General features: G+C 71.0%; 20 protein-coding genes. 3 read left to right on the top strand and 17 right to left on the bottom strand.

Going from position 1 to position 20578, the window contains the following annotated elements; translation table 11 throughout:
• Positions 1-11: 11 nt before the first annotated feature.
• On the bottom strand, positions 12-332 hold the full coding sequence (gene yajC, locus A5643_RS14030) for a preprotein translocase subunit YajC (RefSeq protein WP_066856662.1): 321 nt from the start codon (positions 330-332) through the stop codon (positions 12-14).
• A gap of 172 nt (positions 333-504) precedes the next feature.
• On the opposite strand from yajC, the gene A5643_RS14025 reads away from it, so the two are divergent.
• Entirely contained in the window at positions 505-762 is a 258-nt protein-coding gene (locus tag A5643_RS14025; RefSeq protein ID WP_066856658.1) for a hypothetical protein, read from the top strand.
• Positions 763-956: 194 nt separating this feature from the next.
• The gene (gene car, locus A5643_RS14020; protein WP_082948959.1) at positions 957-4517 is read left to right on the top strand and encodes a carboxylic acid reductase; all 3561 of its coding nucleotides are present in this window, start codon (positions 957-959) and stop codon (positions 4515-4517) included.
• A gap of 202 nt (positions 4518-4719) precedes the next feature.
• Here car and ruvB read toward each other — a convergent pair whose 3' ends face one another.
• The 10 genes from ruvB to A5643_RS13970 all read right to left on the bottom strand — a co-directional run bounded on the left by ruvB (position 4720) and on the right by A5643_RS13970 (position 13117).
• On the bottom strand, positions 4720-5763 hold the full coding sequence (ruvB, locus tag A5643_RS14015) for a Holliday junction branch migration DNA helicase RuvB (protein ID WP_066856656.1): 1044 nt from the start codon (positions 5761-5763) through the stop codon (positions 4720-4722).
• The gene (gene ruvA, locus A5643_RS14010) at positions 5760-6365 is read right to left on the bottom strand and encodes a Holliday junction branch migration protein RuvA (protein WP_066856653.1); all 606 of its coding nucleotides are present in this window, start codon (positions 6363-6365) and stop codon (positions 5760-5762) included. Before ruvA ends, ruvB begins: the two co-directional genes overlap by 4 nt.
• The gene (gene ruvC, locus A5643_RS14005) at positions 6362-6928 is read right to left on the bottom strand and encodes a crossover junction endodeoxyribonuclease RuvC (protein ID WP_066856650.1); all 567 of its coding nucleotides are present in this window, start codon (positions 6926-6928) and stop codon (positions 6362-6364) included. Before ruvC ends, ruvA begins: the two co-directional genes overlap by 4 nt.
• Before the next feature lie 67 nt (positions 6929-6995).
• Positions 6996-7754, bottom strand: coding sequence for a YebC/PmpR family DNA-binding transcriptional regulator (locus tag A5643_RS14000; RefSeq protein WP_066856647.1), 759 nt, complete (start codon positions 7752-7754; stop codon positions 6996-6998).
• 69 nt (positions 7755-7823) lie between these two features.
• Positions 7824-8540 (bottom strand): M15 family metallopeptidase, encoded by a 717-nt coding sequence (locus tag A5643_RS13995; protein WP_502686240.1) that lies wholly within the window; start codon positions 8538-8540, stop codon positions 7824-7826.
• Positions 8541-8546: 6 nt separating this feature from the next.
• On the bottom strand, positions 8547-9911 hold the full coding sequence (locus tag A5643_RS13990) for an ABC1 kinase family protein (RefSeq protein ID WP_066856904.1): 1365 nt from the start codon (positions 9909-9911) through the stop codon (positions 8547-8549).
• 67 nt (positions 9912-9978) lie between these two features.
• Positions 9979-10575 (bottom strand): pyridoxal 5'-phosphate synthase glutaminase subunit PdxT, encoded by a 597-nt coding sequence (pdxT, locus tag A5643_RS13985; RefSeq protein WP_066856644.1) that lies wholly within the window; start codon positions 10573-10575, stop codon positions 9979-9981.
• The gene (tesB, locus tag A5643_RS13980) at positions 10572-11411 is read right to left on the bottom strand and encodes an acyl-CoA thioesterase II (protein ID WP_066856641.1); all 840 of its coding nucleotides are present in this window, start codon (positions 11409-11411) and stop codon (positions 10572-10574) included. Before tesB ends, pdxT begins: the two co-directional genes overlap by 4 nt.
• A 9-nt stretch (positions 11412-11420) precedes the next feature.
• Positions 11421-12338, bottom strand: coding sequence for a pyridoxal 5'-phosphate synthase lyase subunit PdxS (gene pdxS / locus A5643_RS13975; RefSeq protein ID WP_066856638.1), 918 nt, complete (start codon positions 12336-12338; stop codon positions 11421-11423).
• Between the two features lie 110 nt (positions 12339-12448).
• Positions 12449-13117: a TetR/AcrR family transcriptional regulator gene (locus A5643_RS13970; RefSeq protein WP_066856635.1), complete on the bottom strand. Its 669-nt coding sequence runs from the start codon at positions 13115-13117 to the stop codon at positions 12449-12451.
• 75 nt (positions 13118-13192) lie between these two features.
• Here A5643_RS13970 and A5643_RS13965 point away from each other — a divergent pair, with 75 nt between their 5' ends.
• Positions 13193-14005 (top strand): Coq4 family protein, encoded by an 813-nt coding sequence (locus A5643_RS13965; protein ID WP_066856632.1) that lies wholly within the window; start codon positions 13193-13195, stop codon positions 14003-14005.
• Between the two features lie 7 nt (positions 14006-14012).
• Here the strand turns inward: A5643_RS13965 and A5643_RS13960 are convergent, their stop codons facing one another.
• Genes A5643_RS13960 through thrS form a run of 6 tightly spaced genes read right to left on the bottom strand, consistent with a single transcriptional unit; the run spans position 14013 to position 20349 of the window.
• Positions 14013-15050 carry an NUDIX hydrolase gene (locus tag A5643_RS13960; protein ID WP_066856629.1) on the bottom strand — a complete coding sequence of 346 codons (1038 nt, stop codon included), beginning with the start codon at positions 15048-15050 and terminating at the stop codon, positions 14013-14015.
• Entirely contained in the window at positions 15050-16174 is a 1125-nt protein-coding gene (locus A5643_RS13955) for a glycosyltransferase family 4 protein (protein WP_066856626.1), read from the bottom strand. The genes A5643_RS13960 and A5643_RS13955 overlap by 1 nt, the downstream gene beginning before the upstream one ends.
• Positions 16174-17091 carry a phosphatidylinositol mannoside acyltransferase gene (locus A5643_RS13950; protein WP_066856623.1) on the bottom strand — a complete coding sequence of 306 codons (918 nt, stop codon included), beginning with the start codon at positions 17089-17091 and terminating at the stop codon, positions 16174-16176. Before A5643_RS13950 ends, A5643_RS13955 begins: the two co-directional genes overlap by 1 nt.
• Positions 17088-17744: a phosphatidylinositol phosphate synthase gene (gene pgsA / locus A5643_RS13945; protein ID WP_066856620.1), complete on the bottom strand. Its 657-nt coding sequence runs from the start codon at positions 17742-17744 to the stop codon at positions 17088-17090. Before pgsA ends, A5643_RS13950 begins: the two co-directional genes overlap by 4 nt.
• Entirely contained in the window at positions 17741-18298 is a 558-nt protein-coding gene (locus A5643_RS13940; protein ID WP_066856617.1) for an ATP adenylyltransferase, read from the bottom strand. The genes pgsA and A5643_RS13940 overlap by 4 nt, the downstream gene beginning before the upstream one ends.
• Complete coding sequence (gene thrS, locus A5643_RS13935; RefSeq protein WP_066856614.1) at positions 18295-20349, bottom strand: threonine--tRNA ligase; 2055 nt, start codon at positions 20347-20349, stop codon at positions 18295-18297. Before thrS ends, A5643_RS13940 begins: the two co-directional genes overlap by 4 nt.
• Between the last annotated feature and the right edge of the window lie 229 nt (positions 20350-20578).

Raw genomic sequence — 20578 nt, 5'->3', positions numbered from 1 at the left:
GCGGGCCGACCTCAGTCCGCGGTCAGCGGCTCCGTTTCGTTGGCGGTGAGTTCCTCGGCCTCGCCGGTCTCCTCGGCGGCCTCCCGGTCCCGGATCGCCAGCTTCATCCAGGTGGTGACCACCCCCGGCGCGATCTCCAGGTCCACCGTGTCATCGGTGATGGCGGTGATGGTGCCCTGCAACCCGGAGGTGGTGTGCACCCGGTCCCCGATGCGCAGGGCTTCGTGCAGGTCGATGGTGGCCTGCATGGCTCGTTTCTGTCGCCGCGACGCGAAGAACATGAACGCGCCGAGGACGACGAACAGCGGCAGGAAGACGACCAATTGCTCCATGGTGACGACAATCTTTCCGGTTGCTCGTTTGTACAGCTCACCAGTGTGCCATTCGCCCGGCGACCGCACACCGGGGACCACCGTTTGACCGCCCCCGCCGGCGCGCCGTGATTAAAGTGAGGCCGAGCGAGGAACCCTGACACGACACAACCGGACAACCCGGGAGGCATCGATGAAGCTGCAACGTCAACTTGCTCCGGTCGCGATGGCGCTGCTGGCCCCGCTGGGTGCGGTGGCCGCGGTGACGGTCGCCACGCCCGCGGTCAGCTCCGCGGAGCCGCTGAACTGCCCGGCCGGCCAGTGGTGGGATCCCACCGCCAATGTGTGCCGGCCGCTCAACCAGGGCCCGCAGCCGCTCTTCTGCGACAACGGCTGGTGGTGGAACCCGGTGACCAACGAGTGCGCGCCGCCGGTGCTGCCGCCGAACTGATCGAATGTCTGCGCCGACCGGTCTGTGAGCCAGGCCGGTCGGCCGCTGCTTCGGTGCGTCATCTCACAGCGATCGGGCGCGCCCCGCGCATACCGGAATTAAATTAGTTTTGCTAACGTAGTTTCCGGTGGGCGCAATGTAGAGCCCGCCGCTAAGACCTTTGATCACCGATTAGATCCGCTTTGGGGTTCGTTATGTCCGTTGTTACTCACGACGACGTCGTCTCGCACCAGTCCGTCTCGCACCAGGCCGCCTCGCACCAGGCGGTCTCGCAGGACGAGGCTCAGGAACGTCGCATCGCCGAATTGGCCGCCACCGACCCGCAGTTCGCCGCGGCACAGCCCGACCCGGCCGTCGCTGCGGCCGCCGAGGACCCGGACCTGTCGTTGCCGCAGGTCATCCAGACGGTGCTCGACGGCTACGCCGACCGGCCCGCCCTCGGCCAGCGTGCCGTCGAGTTCGTCCCCGACGCCGCGACCGGACGCACCGTCGCCGCGCTGCAGCCGCGATTCGAGACCATCACCTACCGGGAGCTCTCCGAGCGCGTCGCCACGCTGGCGCGGGCCTGGTCGGCCGAGTCGGTCTCCCCCGGCGACCGGGTCTGCGTGCTGGGGTTCACCAGCATCGACTACACCGTGATCGACGTGGCGCTGGCGAAGCTGGGCGCGGTGTCGGTGCCGCTGCAGACCAGCGCGGCCGTCGCCCAACTGCAGCCGATCGTGGCCGAGACCGAGCCGGTGGTGTTGGCCGCCAGCGTCGCCAACCTCACCGACGCCACCGAGCTGGCCCTGGCCGGCCGCCCGACCCGGCTGGTGGTGTTCGACCACCACCCGCAGGTCGACGATCACCGCGACGCCGTCGCCGCCGCCCGCGAGCGGCTGGCCGACTCCGGCGTGGTCGTCGAGACGCTGGCCGAGGTCCTCGACCGCGGCGCCACCGCGCCCGCCGCCCCGGCGCCGCCCGCCGGCGACGACCCGCTGGCGCTGCTGATCTACACCTCCGGGTCCACCGGCGCGCCCAAGGGGGCGATGTACCCGGCCGGCAACGCCGTCAAGATGTGGCGGCGGACCAACAAGGATTGGTTCGGCCCCAGTGCCGCGTCGATCACGCTGAACTTCATGCCGATGAGCCATGTCATGGGCCGCGGCATCCTCTACGGCACGCTGGCCAACGGTGGCACCGCCTACTTCGCCGCCCGCAGTGACCTCTCCTCACTGCTGGAGGACCTGGCGCTGGTGCGGCCCACCGAACTCAACTTCGTGCCGCGCATCTGGGAGATCCTGTTCCAGGAGTACCAGGCCGAGGTCGACCGCCGCAGCACCGACGACGCCGACCGGGCCGCGGTCGAGGGGGAAGTGCTCGCCGAGCAGCGCCGCGACCAGCTGGGGGGACGGTTCATCTTCGTGATGACCGGCTCGGCGCCGATCTCCGATGAGCTCAAGGCCTGGGTGGAAAAGCTCGTCGAGCAGCCCGTGCTCAACGGCTACGGCTCCACCGAGGCCGGAATGGTCACCTTCGACGGGGTGATCCAGCGCCCGCCGGTGCTGGACTACAAGCTGGTCGACGTGCCCGACCTGGGCTACTTCGCCACCGACCATCCGCATCCGCGCGGCGAGCTGCTGCTCAAGACCGAGAACATGTTCCCCGGCTACTACAAGCGGCCGGAGGTCACCGCCGAGGTGTTCGACGCCGACGGCTACTACCGCACCGGCGACGTGGTCGCCGAGGTCGGCCCCGATCAGCTGGTCTACGTCGACCGGCGCAACAACGTGCTCAAGCTCGCCCAGGGCGAGTTCGTCACGGTGGCCAAGCTGGAGGCGGTCTTCGGCAACAGTCCGCTGGTGCGCCAGATCTACCTCTACGGCAACAGCGCCCAGCCCTACCTGCTGGCCGTGGTGGTGCCGACGCCGGAAGCGCTCGACGCCCACAGCGTCGAGGAGCTCAAGCCGCTGATCGCCGATTCGCTGCAGAGCGTGGCCAAGGAGGCCGACCTGCAGTCCTATGAGGTGCCCCGCGACTTCCTCATCGAGACAACGCCGTTCACGCTGGAGAACGGCCTGCTCACCGGGATCCGCAAGCTGGCGTGGCCGAAGCTCAAGGCCCACTACGGTGAGCGCCTCGAGGCGCTCTACACCGAGTTGGCCGAAGGTCAGGCCAACGAGCTCAACGAGCTTCGCCGCCACGGCGCCGACGCGCCGGCGCTGCAGACGGTCAGCCGCGCCGCCGCCGCGCTGCTCGGCGCCGCCAGCAGCGACCTGGGTCCCGACACGCACTTCACCGATCTGGGCGGAGACTCGTTGTCGGCGTTGACGTTCGCCAACCTGCTGCACGAGATCTACGACGTCGACGTCCCGGTCGGGGTCATCGTCAGCCCGGCCACCGACCTGGCCGGCCTGGCCGACTACATCGAGGAGCAGCGCCGCGGTTCGCAGCGGCCCACCTTCGCCGCCGTGCACGGGCGCGATGCGATCGAGGTGGCCGCCGCCGAGCTGACCCTCGACAAGTTCCTCGACGCCGACCTGCTGGCGGCCGCACCCGGGCTGCCCGCGGCGCCCACCGAGGTGCGCACCGTGCTGCTCACCGGTGCCACCGGCTTCCTGGGCCGCTACCTGGCGCTGGACTGGCTGGAGCGGGTCGCCCCGGTGGGCGGCACCGTTATCTGCCTGGTGCGCGCCAAGTCCGACGAGGAGGCCCGGGCCCGGCTCGACGCCACCTTCGACAGCGGCGACGCCGCGCTGCTGGCCCGCTACCGCGAGTTGGCGGCCGAGCACCTGGAGGTGCTCGCCGGCGACAAGGGTGAGGAGAACCTCGGCCTGGACGCGGGCACCTGGCAGCGGCTGGCCGACACCGTCGACGTCATCGTCGACCCGGCCGCGCTGGTCAACCACGTGCTGCCCTACAGCCAGCTGTTCGGGCCCAACGTGTTGGGCACCGCGGAGCTGCTGCGGTTGGCGATGACCACCACGATCAAGCCGTACACCTACGTGTCGACGATCGGGGTGGGTGATCAGATCCGGCCCGGTGAGTTCATCGAGGACGCCGACGTGCGGGTGATGAGCTCGGTGCGCGCGATCAACGACGCCTACGCCAACGGTTACGGCAACAGCAAGTGGGCCGGTGAGGTGCTGCTCCGCGAGGCCAACGACCTGTGCGGGCTGCCGGCCACGGTGTTCCGCTGCGACATGATCCTGGCCGACACCAGCTACGCCGGCCAGCTCAACCTGCCGGACATGTTCACCCGGATGATGTTGAGCCTGACCGCCACCGGCATCGCGCCCGGCTCCTTCTACGAGCTCGACGCCGAAGGCAACCGCCAGCGCGCCCACTACGACGGGCTGCCGGTGGAGTTCATCGCCGAGGCGATCGTGGAGCTGGGCGCCAAGTCCGGCGCGGGTTTCGCCACCTACCACGTGATGAACCCGCACGACGACGGGCTGGGCATGGACGAGTTCGTCGACTGGCTGATCGAGGCCGGCTACCCGATCCGCCGGGTCAGCGAGTACAGCGAGTGGCTGCAGCGGTTCGAGACCAGCCTGCGGGCACTGCCGGAGAAGCAGCGGCAGGCGTCGCTGCTGCCGCTGCTGCACAACTACCAGAAGCCGGCGCCGCCGATCCGCGGGTCGATCGCGCCGACCGACCGGTTCCGCTCGGCGGTGCAGGAGGCGAAGATCGGCGCGGACCAGGACATCCCGCATGTCACCCCGCAGGTCATCGTCAAATACATCACCGACCTGGAGCTGCTCGGGTTGGTTTGAGCATCGAGCGGACAGCGCCCCCGATTCCGCACGGAATCGGGGGCGCTCGCCTCCGTTGGCACGGCCACCGCGGTCAAACCCGGCTCTGGGCGGGCGCTCTTCCCTGAAATCGACACCGATATCGCGGAATTGGCCGTTTTTTACCACTATGTGCCCGTGAGCGTGTCGATTTCAGGGGATATCGGCGCGGTGTCCGCCGCGCTTACTCGAACAACCCCTGCTGGCCGGCCCCGGCCGGTGGCGCCATCCCCAGATGCGTCCAGGCCGCCGGGGTGGCGACCCGCCCGCGCGGGGTGCGGGCGATCATCCCGGCGCGGACCAGGAACGGCTCGCACACCTCCTCCACGGTGGCGGCCTCCTCCCCGACCGCGACGGCCAGCGTGGACACCCCGACCGGTCCGCCGCCGAAGCTGCGGGTCAGCGCGGAGAGCACCGCGCGGTCCAGCCGGTCCAGGCCGAGTTCGTCGACGTCGTAGACCGCCAGCGCGGCTTTGGCGATGTCGCGGGTGATCACGCCGTCGGCGCGGACCTCGGCGTAGTCGCGGACCCGGCGCAGCAGCCGGTTGGCGATCCGCGGGGTGCCGCGGGAGCGCCGGGCGATCTCGGCGCCCGCCTCCGCCCCCAGCTCGATGCCCAGGATGCCGGCGGAGCGGGCCAGCACCCGTTGCAGCTCGTCGGGCTCGTAGAAGTCCATGTGTGCGGTGAACCCGAACCGGTCGCGCAGCGGCCCGGTGAGCGCCCCGGAGCGGGTGGTGGCGCCGACCAGGGTGAACGGTGCGACATCCAGCGGGATCGAGGTGGCTCCGGGGCCCTTGCCCACCACCACGTCGACCCGGAAGTCCTCCATCGCCAGATACAGCATCTCCTCGGCGGGCCGGGCGATGCGGTGGATCTCGTCGATGAACAGCACGTCGTGCTCGACGAGGTTGGACAGCATCGCGGCCAGGTCGCCGGCGCGTTCCAGCGCCGGGCCCGAGGTCACCCGCAGCGAGGAGCCCAGCTCGGCGGCGATGATCATCGCCAGCGACGTCTTGCCCAGCCCGGGCGGGCCGGACAGCAGGATGTGATCCGGTGTGCCGCCGCGGTTCTTGGCGCCCTCGATGACCAGCTGCAGCTGTTCGCGCACCCGCGGCTGGCCGATGAACTCCTCGAGGGACCGGGGCCGCAGCCCGGCATCGACGTCGCCCTCCCCCACGGTCAGCGCCGGGGAGACCTCCCGCTCCTGCGGGTCCTCGTCGGCGGTCATTTGCGGCCCAGCATCGACAGCGCGGCGCGCAGCGCGCTCGCGGTGGTCGCGTCCTCGCCGCTGTCCGCGGCGGCGGCCAGCACCTTGTCGGTGGCGCTCTCGGCCTGTTTGGCGGGGAAGCCGAGACCGACCAGGGCTTCGACCACCGGGGCGCGCACCGCGTGCCCGTTGGGCGCGGCCGGGCCGGCGGCCGCCCCGGCAACCGCGCCGATCTTGTCGCGCAGTTCGAGCACCATCCGTTCGGCGCTGCGTTTGCCCACCCCGGGCACCCGGGTCAGCGCGGTGATGTCGGAGTCGGCGATCGCCTGCCGAAGCGCGGGCGCGTCGTGGACGGCCAGGGTGGCCAGGGCGATCTTGGGGCCGATCCCGGAAACCGAGAGCAGGGTGCGGAACAGGTCGCGGTCCTCGGTGTCGGGGAAGCCGTAGAGGGTTTGGGAGTCCTCGCGCACGATCATCGCCGTGACGAGCCGGGCCTCGGCACCGCGGCGCAGGGTGGCCAGGGTCGCCGGGGTGGCGTTGACCTGGTAGCCGACCCCGGCGGCCTCGATCACCGCGTGGTCCAGGGCGATCTCGAGCACCTCGCCGCGCACCGAGGCGATCATGCCCGCGCCGCTTTCAGCCGGGCCTGGTATTTCTTGCGCGCCTCGGCGGCCAGTGCTTCGGCGGCCGCCATCCGCGCGATCATCGGCGCCCGCCAGCAGTGGCAGATCGCCAGCGCGAGCGCGTCGGCGGCGTCCGCCGGGGTGGGTTTCTGCTGCAACGCCAGGATGCGGGTGACCATCGCGGTGACCTGGGCTTTGTCGGCCCGGCCGTTGCCGGTGACGGCGGCCTTGACCTCGCTGGGGGTGTGGAAGTGCACGTCGATGTCGCGGCGGGCGGCGGCCAGCGCGATCACGCCGCCGGCCTGGGCGGTGCCCATCGCGGTGTTGGCGTTGGAGTTGGCGAACACCCGCTCGATCGCCAGCACGTCCGGGCGGTGGGTGTCCAACCAGTGGTCGACGGCGTCGCTGATCGTCAGCAGGCGGCGGTGCAGCGGTTCACCGGCGGCGGTGCGGACCACATCGACGTCCAGCGCGGTGACCGTGCGGCCCTGTCCGCCCTCGACCACCGAGAGCCCGCACCGGGTCAGGCCGGGGTCCACGCCCATCACTCGTACCGCACGCATGTTCGATACTGTAGTGCTCGGCCCGGACCTGCCCCGGTAGACACACCGGGGCCGGCACCGCCGGCGGCTACTCCTCGGCGTCGAGTTCGGCCGCCACGTCGTCGGGGATGTCGACGTTGGTGTAGACCTCCTGCACGTCGTCGCTGTCCTCGAGCGCGTCGACGAGTTTGAGCACCTTGCGCGCGCCGTCGAGATCGACCGGCACGGTCACCGACGGCTGGAACCCGGCCTCGGCGGAGTTGTAGTCGATCCCGGCGTCCTGCAACGCGCTGCGCACCGCCACCAGGTCGCCGGGTTCGGTGATGACCTCGAACACCTCACCCAGGTCGTTGACGTCCTCCGCGCCCGCCTCCAGGACCGCGGTGAGCACGTCGTCCTCGGTGAGACCGTTCTTGTCCAGGGTGATCACGCCCTTGCGGCTGAACAGGTAGGCCACCGATCCGGGGTCGGCCATGTTGCCGCCGTTGCGGGTCACCGCCACCCGCACCTCGCTGGCGGCCCGGTTGCGGTTGTCGGTGAGGCACTCGATGAGCACCGCCACCCCGTTGGGCCCGTAGCCCTCGTAGGTGACGGTCTCCCAGTTCGCCCCGCCGGCCTCTTCGCCCGCCCCGCGTTTGCGGGCCCGCTCGATGTTGTCGTTGGGCACCGAGGATTTCTTGGCCTTCTGGATGGCGTCATACAGCGTCGGATTGCCGGCCGGGTCGCCGCCGCCGACGCGGGCGGCCACCTCGACGTTCTTGACCAGCCGGGCGAACATCTTGCCGCGGCGTGCATCAATGACGGCCTTCTTGTGCTTGGTCGTCGCCCACTTTGAATGCCCGGCCATCGTTTTCCCGCCTCAAATCCCTCGAACTGATCGCGTGACGAGTCTACGTGCCGCCGATTGCGCGCTCGGTCACGTCCCCGCCGCGGGCAACTCGAAATGCTGGTAGTCCACCGGGGAGCGCCAGTGCCCGCCCCAGGTCCAGCCGCGGTCGGTGAAGGCCCGCACCGCCGCGTCGCCGTCGTGCAGCAACCCCGGGTCGATGCGGGTGCGGTCCAGATACACCTCGGCGTTGCCCGGTTGCACCCCGTCGCTGTCGAGGTAGGGGTTGAGCAGCGGGTTGACGTCGATCGCCCGGCCGTAGGCGTGCAGCGCCCAGTTCCCCGAGCCCGGGATCCGGCGGCAGTTGAACGCCGAGGTGTTGTTGTCGCGCATCGAGGCTTCGTCGTCGGCGCCGGGATAGCGCTCGACGGTGCGCATCCGCTCGATCGGATAGCCCATCCGGTGCAGGTCGGCGAAGATCGCGATGACCTCGTCGACGACGTCGCGGTGCACGATCAGTTCACCGCGGTGGGTTTCCTGGTCGAAGCCGAGGTGGTCGACGGTGACCCGGCGCAGCTGCTCGGGTGGCACCGGGCAGCCGGGCCGCCAGCTCGCCCCGAGCGCGGCGGCGTCGACGGCGCTGACCCGCGGCGCCTGGATGGTGGTCGTCGGCGCGGCCACCGGCGGGCTCGACGCGGCCGGTTCGGGTGGCGGTGGCGCGGCGCACTGCACCGCCGCCGCGACGACGCCCGCAACGACGACGAGCAGTGTCGCCGCGGCCCGCCGACGGCGGCCCGCCGCCCGCACGGCCCGCTAGGACTCCGCCGCGGGGTCCGGGTCCCCGCCGGGCGGGAAGAATCCGGGCACCCACCGCTCGATCAGCTCGGCGTAGTTCACGTGGGCGTCGAGTTGGACGGCCACCCCGATCAGCCCGCCGAGGGTGCGCAGCAGCATCACGTAGCCGGCCGGGATGGTCAGCTGCCGGGCGACCTTGAACCGGTCGTTGAAGCCCTCTTCGAACGGGTCGGTGGTCGCCAGCGCGGACCGCTGGAACCAGGCCCGGGTGAAGTGGAACTCCCCGGCCCGCAGCGGATCGATGTAGCCCCACAGCGGCCCGAGGTACTCCACCACCTGCTCGGGGCTCAAGTCGTAGTCGGCCGGCATGAACCGCAGTTCCTTGAGCAGCCGGATGACCTCGTCCCAGCGTTCGTCGCGGGCGTAGCACAGCAGCTCACCGAAGCCGGCCGGGATGCCGTCGGGATGCTGGGAGACCGCACCGAAGTCGATGACGCCCAGCCGGCCGTCGGCGAGCACCATGAAGTTGCCCGGGTGCGGGTCGGCGTGCACCAGCCCGGCGCGGGCCGGGGAGCTCAAGGTGAACTCCAGCAGCCGCGCGCAGGCGTCGTTGCGCTCGTCAGCGGTGCCGTCGGCGATGATCGACGACAGCCGGCGGCCCTCCGACCATTCCGAGACGATGACCTTGGGGGCGCTGGCCACGATCGCCGGGACGAAGAACTTCTCGTCGCCGGCGTAGGCCTTGGCGAAGGTCCGCTGGTTGTCGGCTTCGTCGCGGTAGTCCAGCTCGGCTTCCAGGGTGTCGCTGACCTCGGCGATCAACCGGTCGACGTCCGCGCCGGGCACCACCTGCTTGAACACCCAGGAGAACCGTTTGATCATCTTGAGGTCGGCGCGCAGCGCCTCGTCGGCGCCGGGGTATTGGATCTTGACCGCCACCTGGCGGCCGTCCTTCCACACCGCGCGGTGCACCTGCCCGATGCTCGCCGCGGCGACCGGGGTGTCGTCGAAGGACTCGAACCGGTCCCGCCAGCGGGTGCCGAGTTGGCCGTCGAGCACCCGGTGCACCTTGGCCGCCGGCAGCGGCGGCGCCTCGCTCTGCAGCTTGACCAGCGCCTCCCGGAAGGGCTCGGCGAACTGCGGTGGGATGGCGGCCTCCATCACCGACAGCGCCTGGCCGACCTTCATCGCGCCGCCCTTGAGCTCACCGAGGACCTTGAACATCTCGTCGGCGGCCTTCTCCAGAAGCTCCGCGTTGACTTCGTCCTTGGATTTGCCGGTCATGCGCTTGCCGACGCCGAGCGCGGCGCGTCCGGCCACGCCCGCCGGCAGGCTCGCGAGCCGGGTCGCCCGGCGGAATCCGCCACGTCTGATCTCTGCCATCAGCACATCATGCCTGCCCGCCGCGTTCGCCGCTCCACCGCGGGTCGAACTACCCGCGGCGCGTCGGTCAGCCGCGCCCGGCGGCGATGTCGACGAACAGCCGGTGGATGCGCCGGTCGCCGGTCACCTCCGGGTGAAAGGAGGTCGCCAGCACCGCGCCTTCCCGCACGGCGACGATCCGCCCGGCGGCGCGGGCCAGCACCTGCACCTCGGGGCCGATCCGCTCCACCCAGGGCGCGCGGATGAACACCGCGTGCACCGGATCCGCCAGCCCGGCGAAGGGCAGGTCCTGTTCGAAGGAGTCCACCTGGCGTCCGAAAGCATTGCGCCGCACCGTCATATCGATACCGCCCAACGGCAGTGCCCGGCGCGTCCCGGCGCCGGCGTCGAGGATCTCCCGGGCCAGCAGAATCATCCCCGCGCAGGCGCCGTAGGCGGGCATCCCGGCGGCCAGTCGCGCCCGGAGCGGCTCGAGCAGTTCGAACTCGGCTAGCAGGTGGGTGATCGTGGTCGATTCGCCGCCGGGCAGGACCAGGGCGTCGACGGCGTCGAGTTCGGCGCGGCGGCGCACCGGCAGCGGGTCGGCGCCGGCGTCGGCCAGCGCGGCCAGGTGCTCGCGGGTGTCGCCCTGCAGGGCCAGCACCCCGACCCGCGGTGGGCTCATCGACTCCGGTGCCCGTGCGGGTAGCGGGTCAGCCCCTCCTGGGTCACCGCGGCGACCATCGCCCCGGTGCGGTCGTAGATCTTGCCCTCGGTCAACGCCCGCCCGGCGCCGGCCGACGGCGAGGACTGGTCGTAGAGCAGCCAGTCGTCGGCGCGGAACGGCCGCAGGAACCACATGGCGTGGTCGAGGGAGGCCACCTGCAGGTTGTCGCGCGCGTCGGGGTGGATCGACCAGGAGGTGCCCAGCAGGGTCAGGTCGCTCATGTAGGCCAGGGCGCAGATGTGCAGCACCGGGTCGTCGGGCAGCGGTTCGCGGTGGCGGAACCAGACCTGCTGTTCGGCGACCTTGCCCGGCACGTGCGGCAGTTCAGCGGCGGGCACCCGGCGCACGTCCCACTCGGCGAAGGCCTTGAAGCCCTCCTCGTCGATGGCCTTCATGCCGGGCAGGGCGGGCACGTGCTCCGGTTCGGGTGCGGCGGGCATCCCGTCCTGGTGTTCGATGCCGTCCTGGCGGATCTGGAACGACGCCGACATGTTGAAGATGATCTCGCCGTGTTGGACCGCGTTGACCCGGCGGGTGCAGAACGACCCGCCGTCGCGGACGCGTTCGACGAGAAAAACGGTGGGCGCCTTGGCATCTCCGGGCCGCAGAAAATACCCGTGCAGGGAGTGGACCAGGAACTGCGGGTCGACGGTGCGCACCGCCGAGACCAGCGCCTGCCCGGCGACGTGGCCGCCGAAGGTGCGCTGGTGGTCGCTGGAGTGCGGGCTGAAGACGGCGCCGCGGTAAATATTGACCTCGAGCTTTTCCAGATCGAGGATCTGTTCGATCGCCATGCCGGGGCGCTACCAGCCGCGCTCGGCCAGCCGGTGCGGCTGCGCGATGTCCTCCACGTTGATACCCACCATCGCCTCACCGAGCCCGCGGGAGACCCGGGCCAGCACTTCCGGATCGTTGTAGAACGTCGTGGCCTTGACGATGGCCGCGGCCCGCGCCGCCGGGTCACCGGACTTGAAGATGCCCGACCCGACGAACACCCCCTCCGCACCCAGCTGCATCATCATCGCCGCATCCGCCGGCGTGGCGATCCCACCGGCGGTGAACAGCGTCACCGGCAACTTGCCGGCCCGCGCCACCTCGGCCACCAGCTCATACGGTGCGGCCAACTCCTTGGCCGCCACGAACAACTCATCCTCGCTCAACGAGGTCAGCCGACGGATCTCACCGCCGATCGTGCGCATGTGCGTGGTCGCGTTCGACACGTCCCCGGTGCCGGCCTCGCCCTTGGACCGGATCATCGCCGCCCCCTCGGTGATCCGCCGCAACGCCTCACCGAGGTTGGTCGCCCCGCACACGAACGGCACCGTGAACTGCCACTTGTCCACATGGTGGGTGTAGTCGGCCGGGGTGAGCACCTCGGATTCGTCGACGAAGTCCACCCCGAGGCTCTGCAGGATCTGCGCCTCGACGAAATGCCCGATCCGCACCTTGGCCATCACCGGGATCGACACCGCCGCCACGATGCTCTCGATCATGTCCGGATCACTCATCCGCGACACCCCGCCCTGAGCGCGGATATCGGCGGGCACCCGCTCCAAAGCCATCACCGCCACCGCACCGGCCGCCTCGGCGATGCGAGCCTGCTCCGGGGTGACGACATCCATGATGACCCCGCCCTTGAGCATCTCGGCCATCCCGCGCTTGACTCGCGCCGTCCCGGTCTGCCCGGACGCGTCCGAGCCGTTGTGCGCTGCGCTGTCCACTAGCTGCTTCTCCTTGAGCCGAATTCTCCCGACCAGTCTAGTGGGCATCGCCGAATGGGCTGCTGCCCGCACACCCCCGCCTCGGGCGGCGCCGGTGGCGGGCGGCCGGCTCAGCGCGGCGGCGCGAACACCGGCTCGGCCGGCGGCGGTTCGGCCAGCAGTGCGGGCAGCACGAACACCCGTGCGTACCGGCGCATTTGGTCGGCGTCATCGACGCCGGGAACCAGCCGCAGCAGCAGACCCAGCGCCACCGACAACACGAACCGGGCCGCGTCGGCTGCGGTCAACCCGGGCCGCAGGTAGCCGGCCGGCGCGGCCTCGAACGCCGCCCCGACCTGCGCGACGAGCAACGCGTCGAGACCGGCGGAGCCGATGATCAGGTCGGCCACGCTGCCCGCGTCGGCCCGGTCGGACAGGATGCCGAGCACCCGGTCCTGGCCCACCTCGGTGGCCACCAGCACCAGCGACTCCACCGCCAGTTCACCCGGGTCGGTCACGCCGGCCAGCCGGTCGGCGATCCGGGCCATCGCGCGCCCGGCCACCCGGAGCACGAGGGCGTCGAGCAGGGCGTCGCGGGTGGCGAAGTGCCGGTAGATCACCGCCCGGGAGTACCCGGCCTCGGCGGCGATGGCCGCCATGGTCGACGCGCGGTAGCCGTACCGGGCGAAGCAGCGTTCGGCGGCGTCGAGCAGCAGTTCGCGGGCCTGCCCGGCGGTGTTGCCGCCGCCCACCGGCCGGCCGCGCCGACGCGGCACCGTGCGTTCGCGAGCACCAGCCATATATAGACATTAACGCAGAAACATCTATTATCTAGGTCACAGCGCTCGACCGCCGCCTACGAAAGGGGCCCGCCGATGACCGCACCCACCGCCGAGCCCGGCGGCGTCCCCGACCAGCGCGACTGGGGTGCCGTCCTGGCCTCGTGGCGGTTGCTGGTCAACCCGGCCAAGAACGCCTCGCAGGTCTACGAGTTGATCGTGGGTCTCGCCGCCCCGATCCTGGCGCGCAGCTACCACCAGCTGCGCGCGCACCCCAACGGCCGGCGGCTGTTGGCCGAGAAACCGGACCTGCTGGCCGTGCTCGGCGACGACGACTACCTGGCGTCGCTGCCGGTCGGCTCCCTCGGGCACGCGTATCGCTCTTTCCTCACCACCAACCGGCTCGACGCCGGGGTGTTCAGCGTCGAGGAGGTGATCCGCCCGATCGCCGAGCGGCGCGGCTGGGACGACGATTTCTTCTACATGATCCGGCGCGGCACCGCGCTGCACGACATGTTCCACACCCTGGGCGGCTACGGACCCGACATGGGTGGGGAGTTCGGCAACCTCGGCTTCCACTGCGGGCAGATGGAGCCGTCGGGCGCGCTGAAGGCGCTGGCTCTGTCCACGACCGGGGTGCTGATCCAGGCCTCCCCGCGCCGCAAGCTGCGCTACTTCCGCCAGGCGGTGCGGCGCGGACAGCGCGCCGACAACCTGATGGCCGCGCCCTACGAGGAGCTGCTGGACAAACCGCTCGACGAGGTGCGCGCGCTGCTCGGTGTGGCGCCCACCGCCACCGCCCACCCCGACGGCCACCTGTTCGTTTCGTGGATGCCGCCGGGGATGACGCCGCCGACGCGCTGGGACTACGACGCGCAGCTGCGCGCGGAGCTACAGCGGAGCGCTTAAGCCGCGCTCAGCGGATGTAGCGGGCCGGGCGGTGCGGTCCGGGCGGCTCGTCGGCCAGCGCGTTGGCCTCGGTCAGCAGCTCCCCGAGTTGCAGCGGGTAGACGGTCTCCCCGGCCGCGGTCAGCTCGGCGATCTGCGCGGCGTCACACCAGCGGTGCCCGCTGAGGTAGCTGTGCTCCAAACTGGTGCGCTGCGCCGGGCACGGGTCGAATCGGGTGGTGCGGTGGACGAAGTAGAACTCCTGGCTGTTGATCACCGCGCCGTTGAAACCGAACACGGCGTTGCGCCGCCAGACCGGCCCGATCAGCGCCTCGGAGTCGACCCGCAGGCCGGTCTCCTCGGCGAGTTCGCGCGCGGCCGTCGCGGCGAGGGCCTCCCCGTCGCCGGCCCGCCCGCCGACGGTGAACCACCAGCGCGGCGCGTCTTCGCCGAGCGCCGGGTCGGAGCCGCGCAGCAGCAGCACCGCGCCGTGTTCGTCGAGCAGCACCATGCGCGCCGAGGTGCGCGGCGCCAGCAGACCGGGCTGCTGCAGATCGCCGTAGGCCACCGCCCCGACCCGTTCGGCGATCTCGAAGTAGCTGGGCGACACCGCGGTTCCGCTGAGGCGCAGCAGTCGCACCAGCGGACGTTCGTTGAGCGCGCGGGTGTCGCGGACCGCGTCGTTGTAGAACCGGCGCGCCAGCACCACCCGGGCTTCGGCGTCGGCCAGCTCGGCGACGAGTTCGGTCGGCAGCGTCGTCGGATCCACCGCGGCGAGCTCGGCGGAGAGCGCGTTCTCCTCGTTCTCGCGGGTGTTGCGCGGCGCCCGCTCGGCGACGTCGGCCAGCGCCGCCAGCCGCCTGCCCTCGGGGCTGCCGTGGTAGGCCTCCAGCGCCACCGCCCGCGCCACCACCGCGCGGCGGGCCAACGCGGCGTCCAACGCCTGCCAGGACAGGTCGCAGCGCACGTGCAGACGGTTGAGCCGGTTGGCGGTCTGGTAGGCCCAGGCCGCCAACGCCACCAGCAGCGCCACGACCAGCGCGACGGCGGCCACCGCCCACACCATCAGCTGGCCACCTCGACCTTGGCGCCGGCGCGGGCCACCGTCTCGTAGACCCGCAGGATCTGGCTGGCCACCACCGACCAGTCGTAGCGCCCCACCGCGGCGCTCGCCGCGGTGACGTAGCGCCGGCGCAGCGCGTCGTCGTCGAGCAGGCGGATCAGGCCGTCGGCCAGCGCCGCGCTGTCGGCCACCGGGACGAGCAGTCCGGCCTCCCCGTCGGCGAGCACCCGGCGGAACGCATCGAGGTTGCTCGCGACGACGGCGGTGCCCGCGGCCATCGCTTCGACCAGCACGATGCCGAAGCTCTCCCCGCCGGTGTTGGGGGCGCAGTAGACGTCGGCGCTGCGCAGCGCGGACGCCTTCTCGGCGTCGTCGGCCTGCCCCAAGAAGTGCAGGTGCCCGGCGAGTTCGCCTGCCTGGCTTCGCAGTTGGCTCTCGTCGCCGCGGCCGACCACCAGGATCTCCAGGTCGGGGAACCGCTCGACCAGCCTCGGGAGCGCCTCCAGCAGCACCGCCATGCCCTTGCGGGACTCGTCGTAGCGGCCCAGGAACAGCACGGTCTTACCGGGTCGGGGGTATCCGTCGAGCAGCGGCGCGGCGGCGAACGACGCCACGTCCACACCGTTGGGGATCTCCACGGCGTCGGATCCCAGCGCCTCCATCTGCCAGCGGCGCGCCAGGTCCGAGACCGCGATGCGGCCGACGATCTTCTCGTGCCAGGGCCGCAGCACCCCCTGGAAGAGGTTGAGCGTCAGCGACCGGGTGGTCGAGGTGTGAAAGGTCGCCACGATGGGGCCCTCGGCGATCCGCAGCGCCCACATCGACAGGCTCGGGGCGTTGGGCTCGTGCAGGTGCAGGACGTCGAAGTCGCCCTCGGCCAGCCAGCGGCGGACCCGGCCGTGCACCGCCGGGCTGAACTGCAGCCGCGCGACCGAGCCGTTGTAGGGAATGGGCACCGCCCGCCCGGCGGAGACGACGTAGTCGGGCAGCGTGACGTGCGGGGAAGCCGGGGCGAGGACGCTGACGGTGTGGCCGCGGGCGCGCATCACCTCCGCCAGCTGCAGGACGTGGGCCTGGACGCCGCCGGGCACGTCGAAGGAGTACGGGCAGACCATGCCGATCCGCATCAGGTCTGCTCCAGCGAGGTGCGGCGCTGCTCGGGCAGGTCGGCCAGCCACTGCGGCTGCAGCATGTGCCAGTCGGCCGGGTGCTCGGCGATGTTGGTGGCGAACCGGTCCGCCAGCGCCTGGGTGATCGCGCCCACGTCACCGGTGGCGGTGTCCACCGCGGGATAGACCTGAAAGCCCCAGCGGTTCGGGCCGTCGAACCAGCAGTGCGCGGGCAGCAGCGTCGCCCCGGTCTCCAGCGCGAGCTTCGCCGGGCCGGCCGGCATCCGGGTGGGCTCACCGAAGAAGTCCACCGGCACGCCGCGGCGGGTGAGGTCGCGCTCGGCCATCAGGCAGACCACCCGGTTGTCTCGTAACCGCTCCGCGCACACCTCGAACGCCGGCCGTTCCCCGCCTTTGTGCGGCAGGATCTCGAAACCCAGCGACTCCCGGTAGTCGACGAAACGCTGGTAGAGCGAATCGGGTTTGAGGCGTTCGGCCACGGTGGTGAACGAGCCGTGGGTCTGGGCCAGCCACACCCCGGCCATGTCCCAGTTCCCGCTGTGCGGCACCGCCACCACCACACCGTGGCCGGCGGCCAGCGCGGCATCGAGGTGGTCCTGCCCGCCGACCGAGCTGTCGAGCCGGGCCGCGAGCTTCTCGTGGTTCATCGACGGCAACCGGAACGCCTCCCGCCAGTACCGGGCGTAGGAGGTCAGCGAGGCCCGCATCAGCGAGCCGGGCACCTCGCGCGGGGTAACCCCGAGTACCCGGGCCAGGTTGCGCCGCAGCTGGTCGGGGCCGCGTCCGCGGGCGGCGAAGAGCGCCCCGGCGTCGAACATGTTGCGGGCGGCGAACTCCGGCATGGTCCGGACCATCATCCAGCCGGCCGCATACCCCCAGTCGGTGAGGGTGTCGGCCCCCGGAACCGGGATCACGGCGCTCCCCCGTCGTCGCCCGGCGTCAGCGGCTCCACCGCACCCGGTGAGGTGCGCACGGTGTGCAGCCGCTGCACGAAGGTGACCACGCTGGTGACCGCGAGCACCCACATCGCCACCGGCAACGCCCAGGTCTGCGGGATCACCGGAAAGTCGGCCAGCCCGGCCCCGACGAGCACGATGATCAGCCGTTCCGGCCGTTCGATCAGGCCGCCGTCGCCGCGCAGCCCGCTGGCCTCCGCGCGCGCTTTGATGTAGGAGATGACCTGCGAGGTCACCAGGCAGATCAGCGTCGCCACGGCCAGCGAGGCGTCGCCGAGACCGAACGCCGCCCACCACAGCAGGCCGCTGAAGATCGCGCCGTCGCTGATCCGGTCGCAGGCGGCGTCGAGCACCGCGCCGAATCGCGAGCCACCGCCGGTCTGGCGGGCCATCGCGCCGTCGAGCATGTCGAAGAGCACGAAGAACCAGATCACCAGGGTGCCGGCGAACAGGTGGCCCATGGGAAACAGGGTCAGCGCCGCCAGCACCGCCGCGGCGGTGCCGACGATGGTCACCCCGTCGGGGGTGAAGCCCAGCCGCAGCGCGGCTTTGGCCGCCGGGGCCGTGATGCCGCTGAACGTGGCCCGCGACAGGAACCGCAGCTTGCTCACGGCTGCTTCACCCACTCCTCGGCCAGCAGCCGGCGGGTCTCGGCCAGCAGCTGCGGCATCACCTTGGAGTCGCCGATGACGGTGATGAAGTTGGCGTCACCGCCCCAGCGCGGTACGACGTGCACGTGCAGGTGCTCGGCGAGTGAACCGCCCGCCGCGGCGCCCAGGTTTAGTCCGACGTTGAACCCGTGCGGACGCGACACCGCCTTGATCACCCGGATCGACTTCTGGATGAAGGCCATCAGTTCCGCGCTCTCCGCGGCGGTCAGGTCCTCCAGCTCCGAGACCCGCCGGTAGGGCACCACCATGAGGTGGCCGGCGTTGTAGGGGTACAGGTTGAGCACCGCGTAGACGAGCTCGCCGCGGGCGACCATCAGACCGTCTTCGTCGGACATCCGCGGGATGTCGGTGAACGGTTGCGACGGTGTCGCATCCGCGCGGTTGCGAGGTGCCTGGGCCAGATAGTTCATCCGGTGCGGCGACCACAGCCGCTGCAGGTGGTCGGGCTCGCCGACACCCCGGTCGACCACGGTGTCCTCGCTGTCGTCGGTCACCCGTTACCGCCCACCGTCACCGCCGCGGCGGTCGGAACTTCGTTGCGCCGGTTGGCGACCCAGTCGACGATCGCGGCCACCGCCTCGTCGCGGGGCACGCCGTTGATCTGGGTGCGGTCGCCGAACCGGAAGCTCACCGCGCCTGCGGCCACGTCGCGGTCGCCGGCCAGCAGCATGAACGGCACCCGCTGGTTGGTGTGGTTGACGATCTTCTTGGCCATCCGGTCGTCGCTGGTGTCCACCTCGACGCGGATGCCGTGCGAGCGCAGTTGCGCGGCAACGTCGTTCAGGTGCGGGATGTGGTCGTCGGCGACCGGGATGCCGGCCACCTGGACCGGGGCGAGCCAGGCGGGGAAGGCTCCGGCGTAGTGCTCGGTGAGTACTCCGAAGAACCGTTCGATCGAACCGAACAGGGCGCGGTGGATCAGCACCGGGCGCTGCCGGGTGCCGTCGGCGGCGGTGTACTCCAGCCCGAACCGTTCGGGCATGTTGAAGTCCAGCTGGATCGTCGACATCTGCCAGCTGCGGCCCAGCGCGTCGGTGACCTGCACCGAGATCTTCGGCCCGTAGAACGCCGCGCCGCCGGGGTCGGGCACCAGCTGCAGCCCGGAGGCTTCGGCCACCTCGCGCAGGGTCGCGGTCGAGGCGTCCCAGTCCTCGTCGGTGCCGACGAACTTCTCCGGGTCCTTGGTGGACAGTTCCAGGTAGTAGTCGTCGAGCCCGTAGTCGGCCAGCAGGTCGAGCACGAACTGCAACAGCGAGGCCAGTTCGGCACCCATCTGTTCGCGGGTGCAGTAGATGTGGGCGTCGTCCTGGGTCATGCCGCGCACCCGGGTCAGCCCGTGCACGACACCGGATTTCTCGTAGCGGTAGACGGAGCCGAATTCGAAGAGCCGCAGCGGCAGCTCCCGGTAGGAACGCCCCCGCGCGCGGTAGATCAGGTGGTGCATCGGGCAGTTCATCGGTTTGAGGTAGTAGTCCTGCCCGGGCTTGCGCACGGCGCCGTCCTCGTCGTACTCCGCGTCGATGTGCATCGGCGGGTACATGCCGTCGCGGTACCACTCCAGGTGGCCGGAGGTCTCGTAGAGCTGCGCCTTGGTGATGTGCGGGGTGTTGACGAACTGGTAGCCGGCCTCGATGTGCTTGCGCCGGGAGTAGTCCTCCATCTCGCCGCGGACGATGCCGCCCTTGGGGTGGAAGACCGGCAGGCCCGACCCGATCTCGTCGGGGAAGCTGAACAGGTCCAGTTCCACGCCCAGCTTGCGGTGGTCGCGGCGCAGCGCCTCCTCGATCAGCTCCAGGTGCCGGTCGAGTGCTTCCTGCGACTCCCACGCGGTGCCGTAGATGCGTTGCAGGCTGGCGTTGTTCTGGTCGCCGCGCCAGTACGCCGCGGAGCTGCGGGTGAGCTTGAACGCCGGGATGTGTTTGGTGGTGGGGATGTGCGGTCCCCGGCACAGATCGCCCCAGACGCGTTCCTTGGTGCGCGGGTTGAGGTTGTCGTAGGCGGTCAGTTCGTCGCCGCCGACCTCCATGATCTCGGCGTCGCCGGACTTGTCGTCGACCAGCTCGAGTTTGTAGGGCTCGTCGACCAGTTCGGCGCGGGCCTGGTCCTTGGATTCATAGACCCGCCGGGAGAACAGCTGGCCCTCTTTGACGATCTGGCGCATCCGCTTCTCCAGAGCGGCCAGGTCCTCCGGGGTGAAGGCGTGGTCGGTGGCGAAGTCGTAGTAGAAGCCGTCGGTGATCGGCGGGCCGATGCCCAGCTTGGTGCCGGGGAACAGGTCCTGGACCGCCTGGGCCAGCACGTGGGCGCACGAGTGCCGGATCACGCTGCGGCCCGCCTCGGTGTCGGCGGCGACCGGGGTGACGTCGACGTCGGTGTCGGGCGCCCAGCTCAGGTCGCGCAGCGTCCCGTCCGCGTCGGCGACCACGACCACCGCGTCCGGGGCGCCGCGCGAGGGCAGGCCCGCATCGCGGACAGCGGCGCCCACCGTGGTCCCGGCCGGCACCCGGATCGGGTCGGCGGGGGCGTGCGTGGCGGGGGCGCTCATGGGCTGGTCTCCAGGGGTGTCGGGCCTGTTTCAACGGTCGCGACCATGCTATCGGGGCGCAAATTCGTGGGTGGGCGGCGCATCGGTGGGTGAACTCAAAGCTGGCCCGGTTTGAGCCGCACGGACAGCGCGGGTGCCTCGGTCAGCACTCGATTCTGCGTCCACCACGACAAAGTGCGAGAGCGGGGCGTGGTCACCGCAGAATCAATGGCCCGGGTTCCCGCTGCGG

It is taken from the genome of Mycobacterium sp. 1274756.6 (assembly GCF_001668625.1).
Classification (GTDB): Bacteria; Actinomycetota; Actinomycetes; order Mycobacteriales; family Mycobacteriaceae; genus Mycobacterium.
This window is presented reverse-complemented; position numbering and strand designations above follow the sequence as displayed.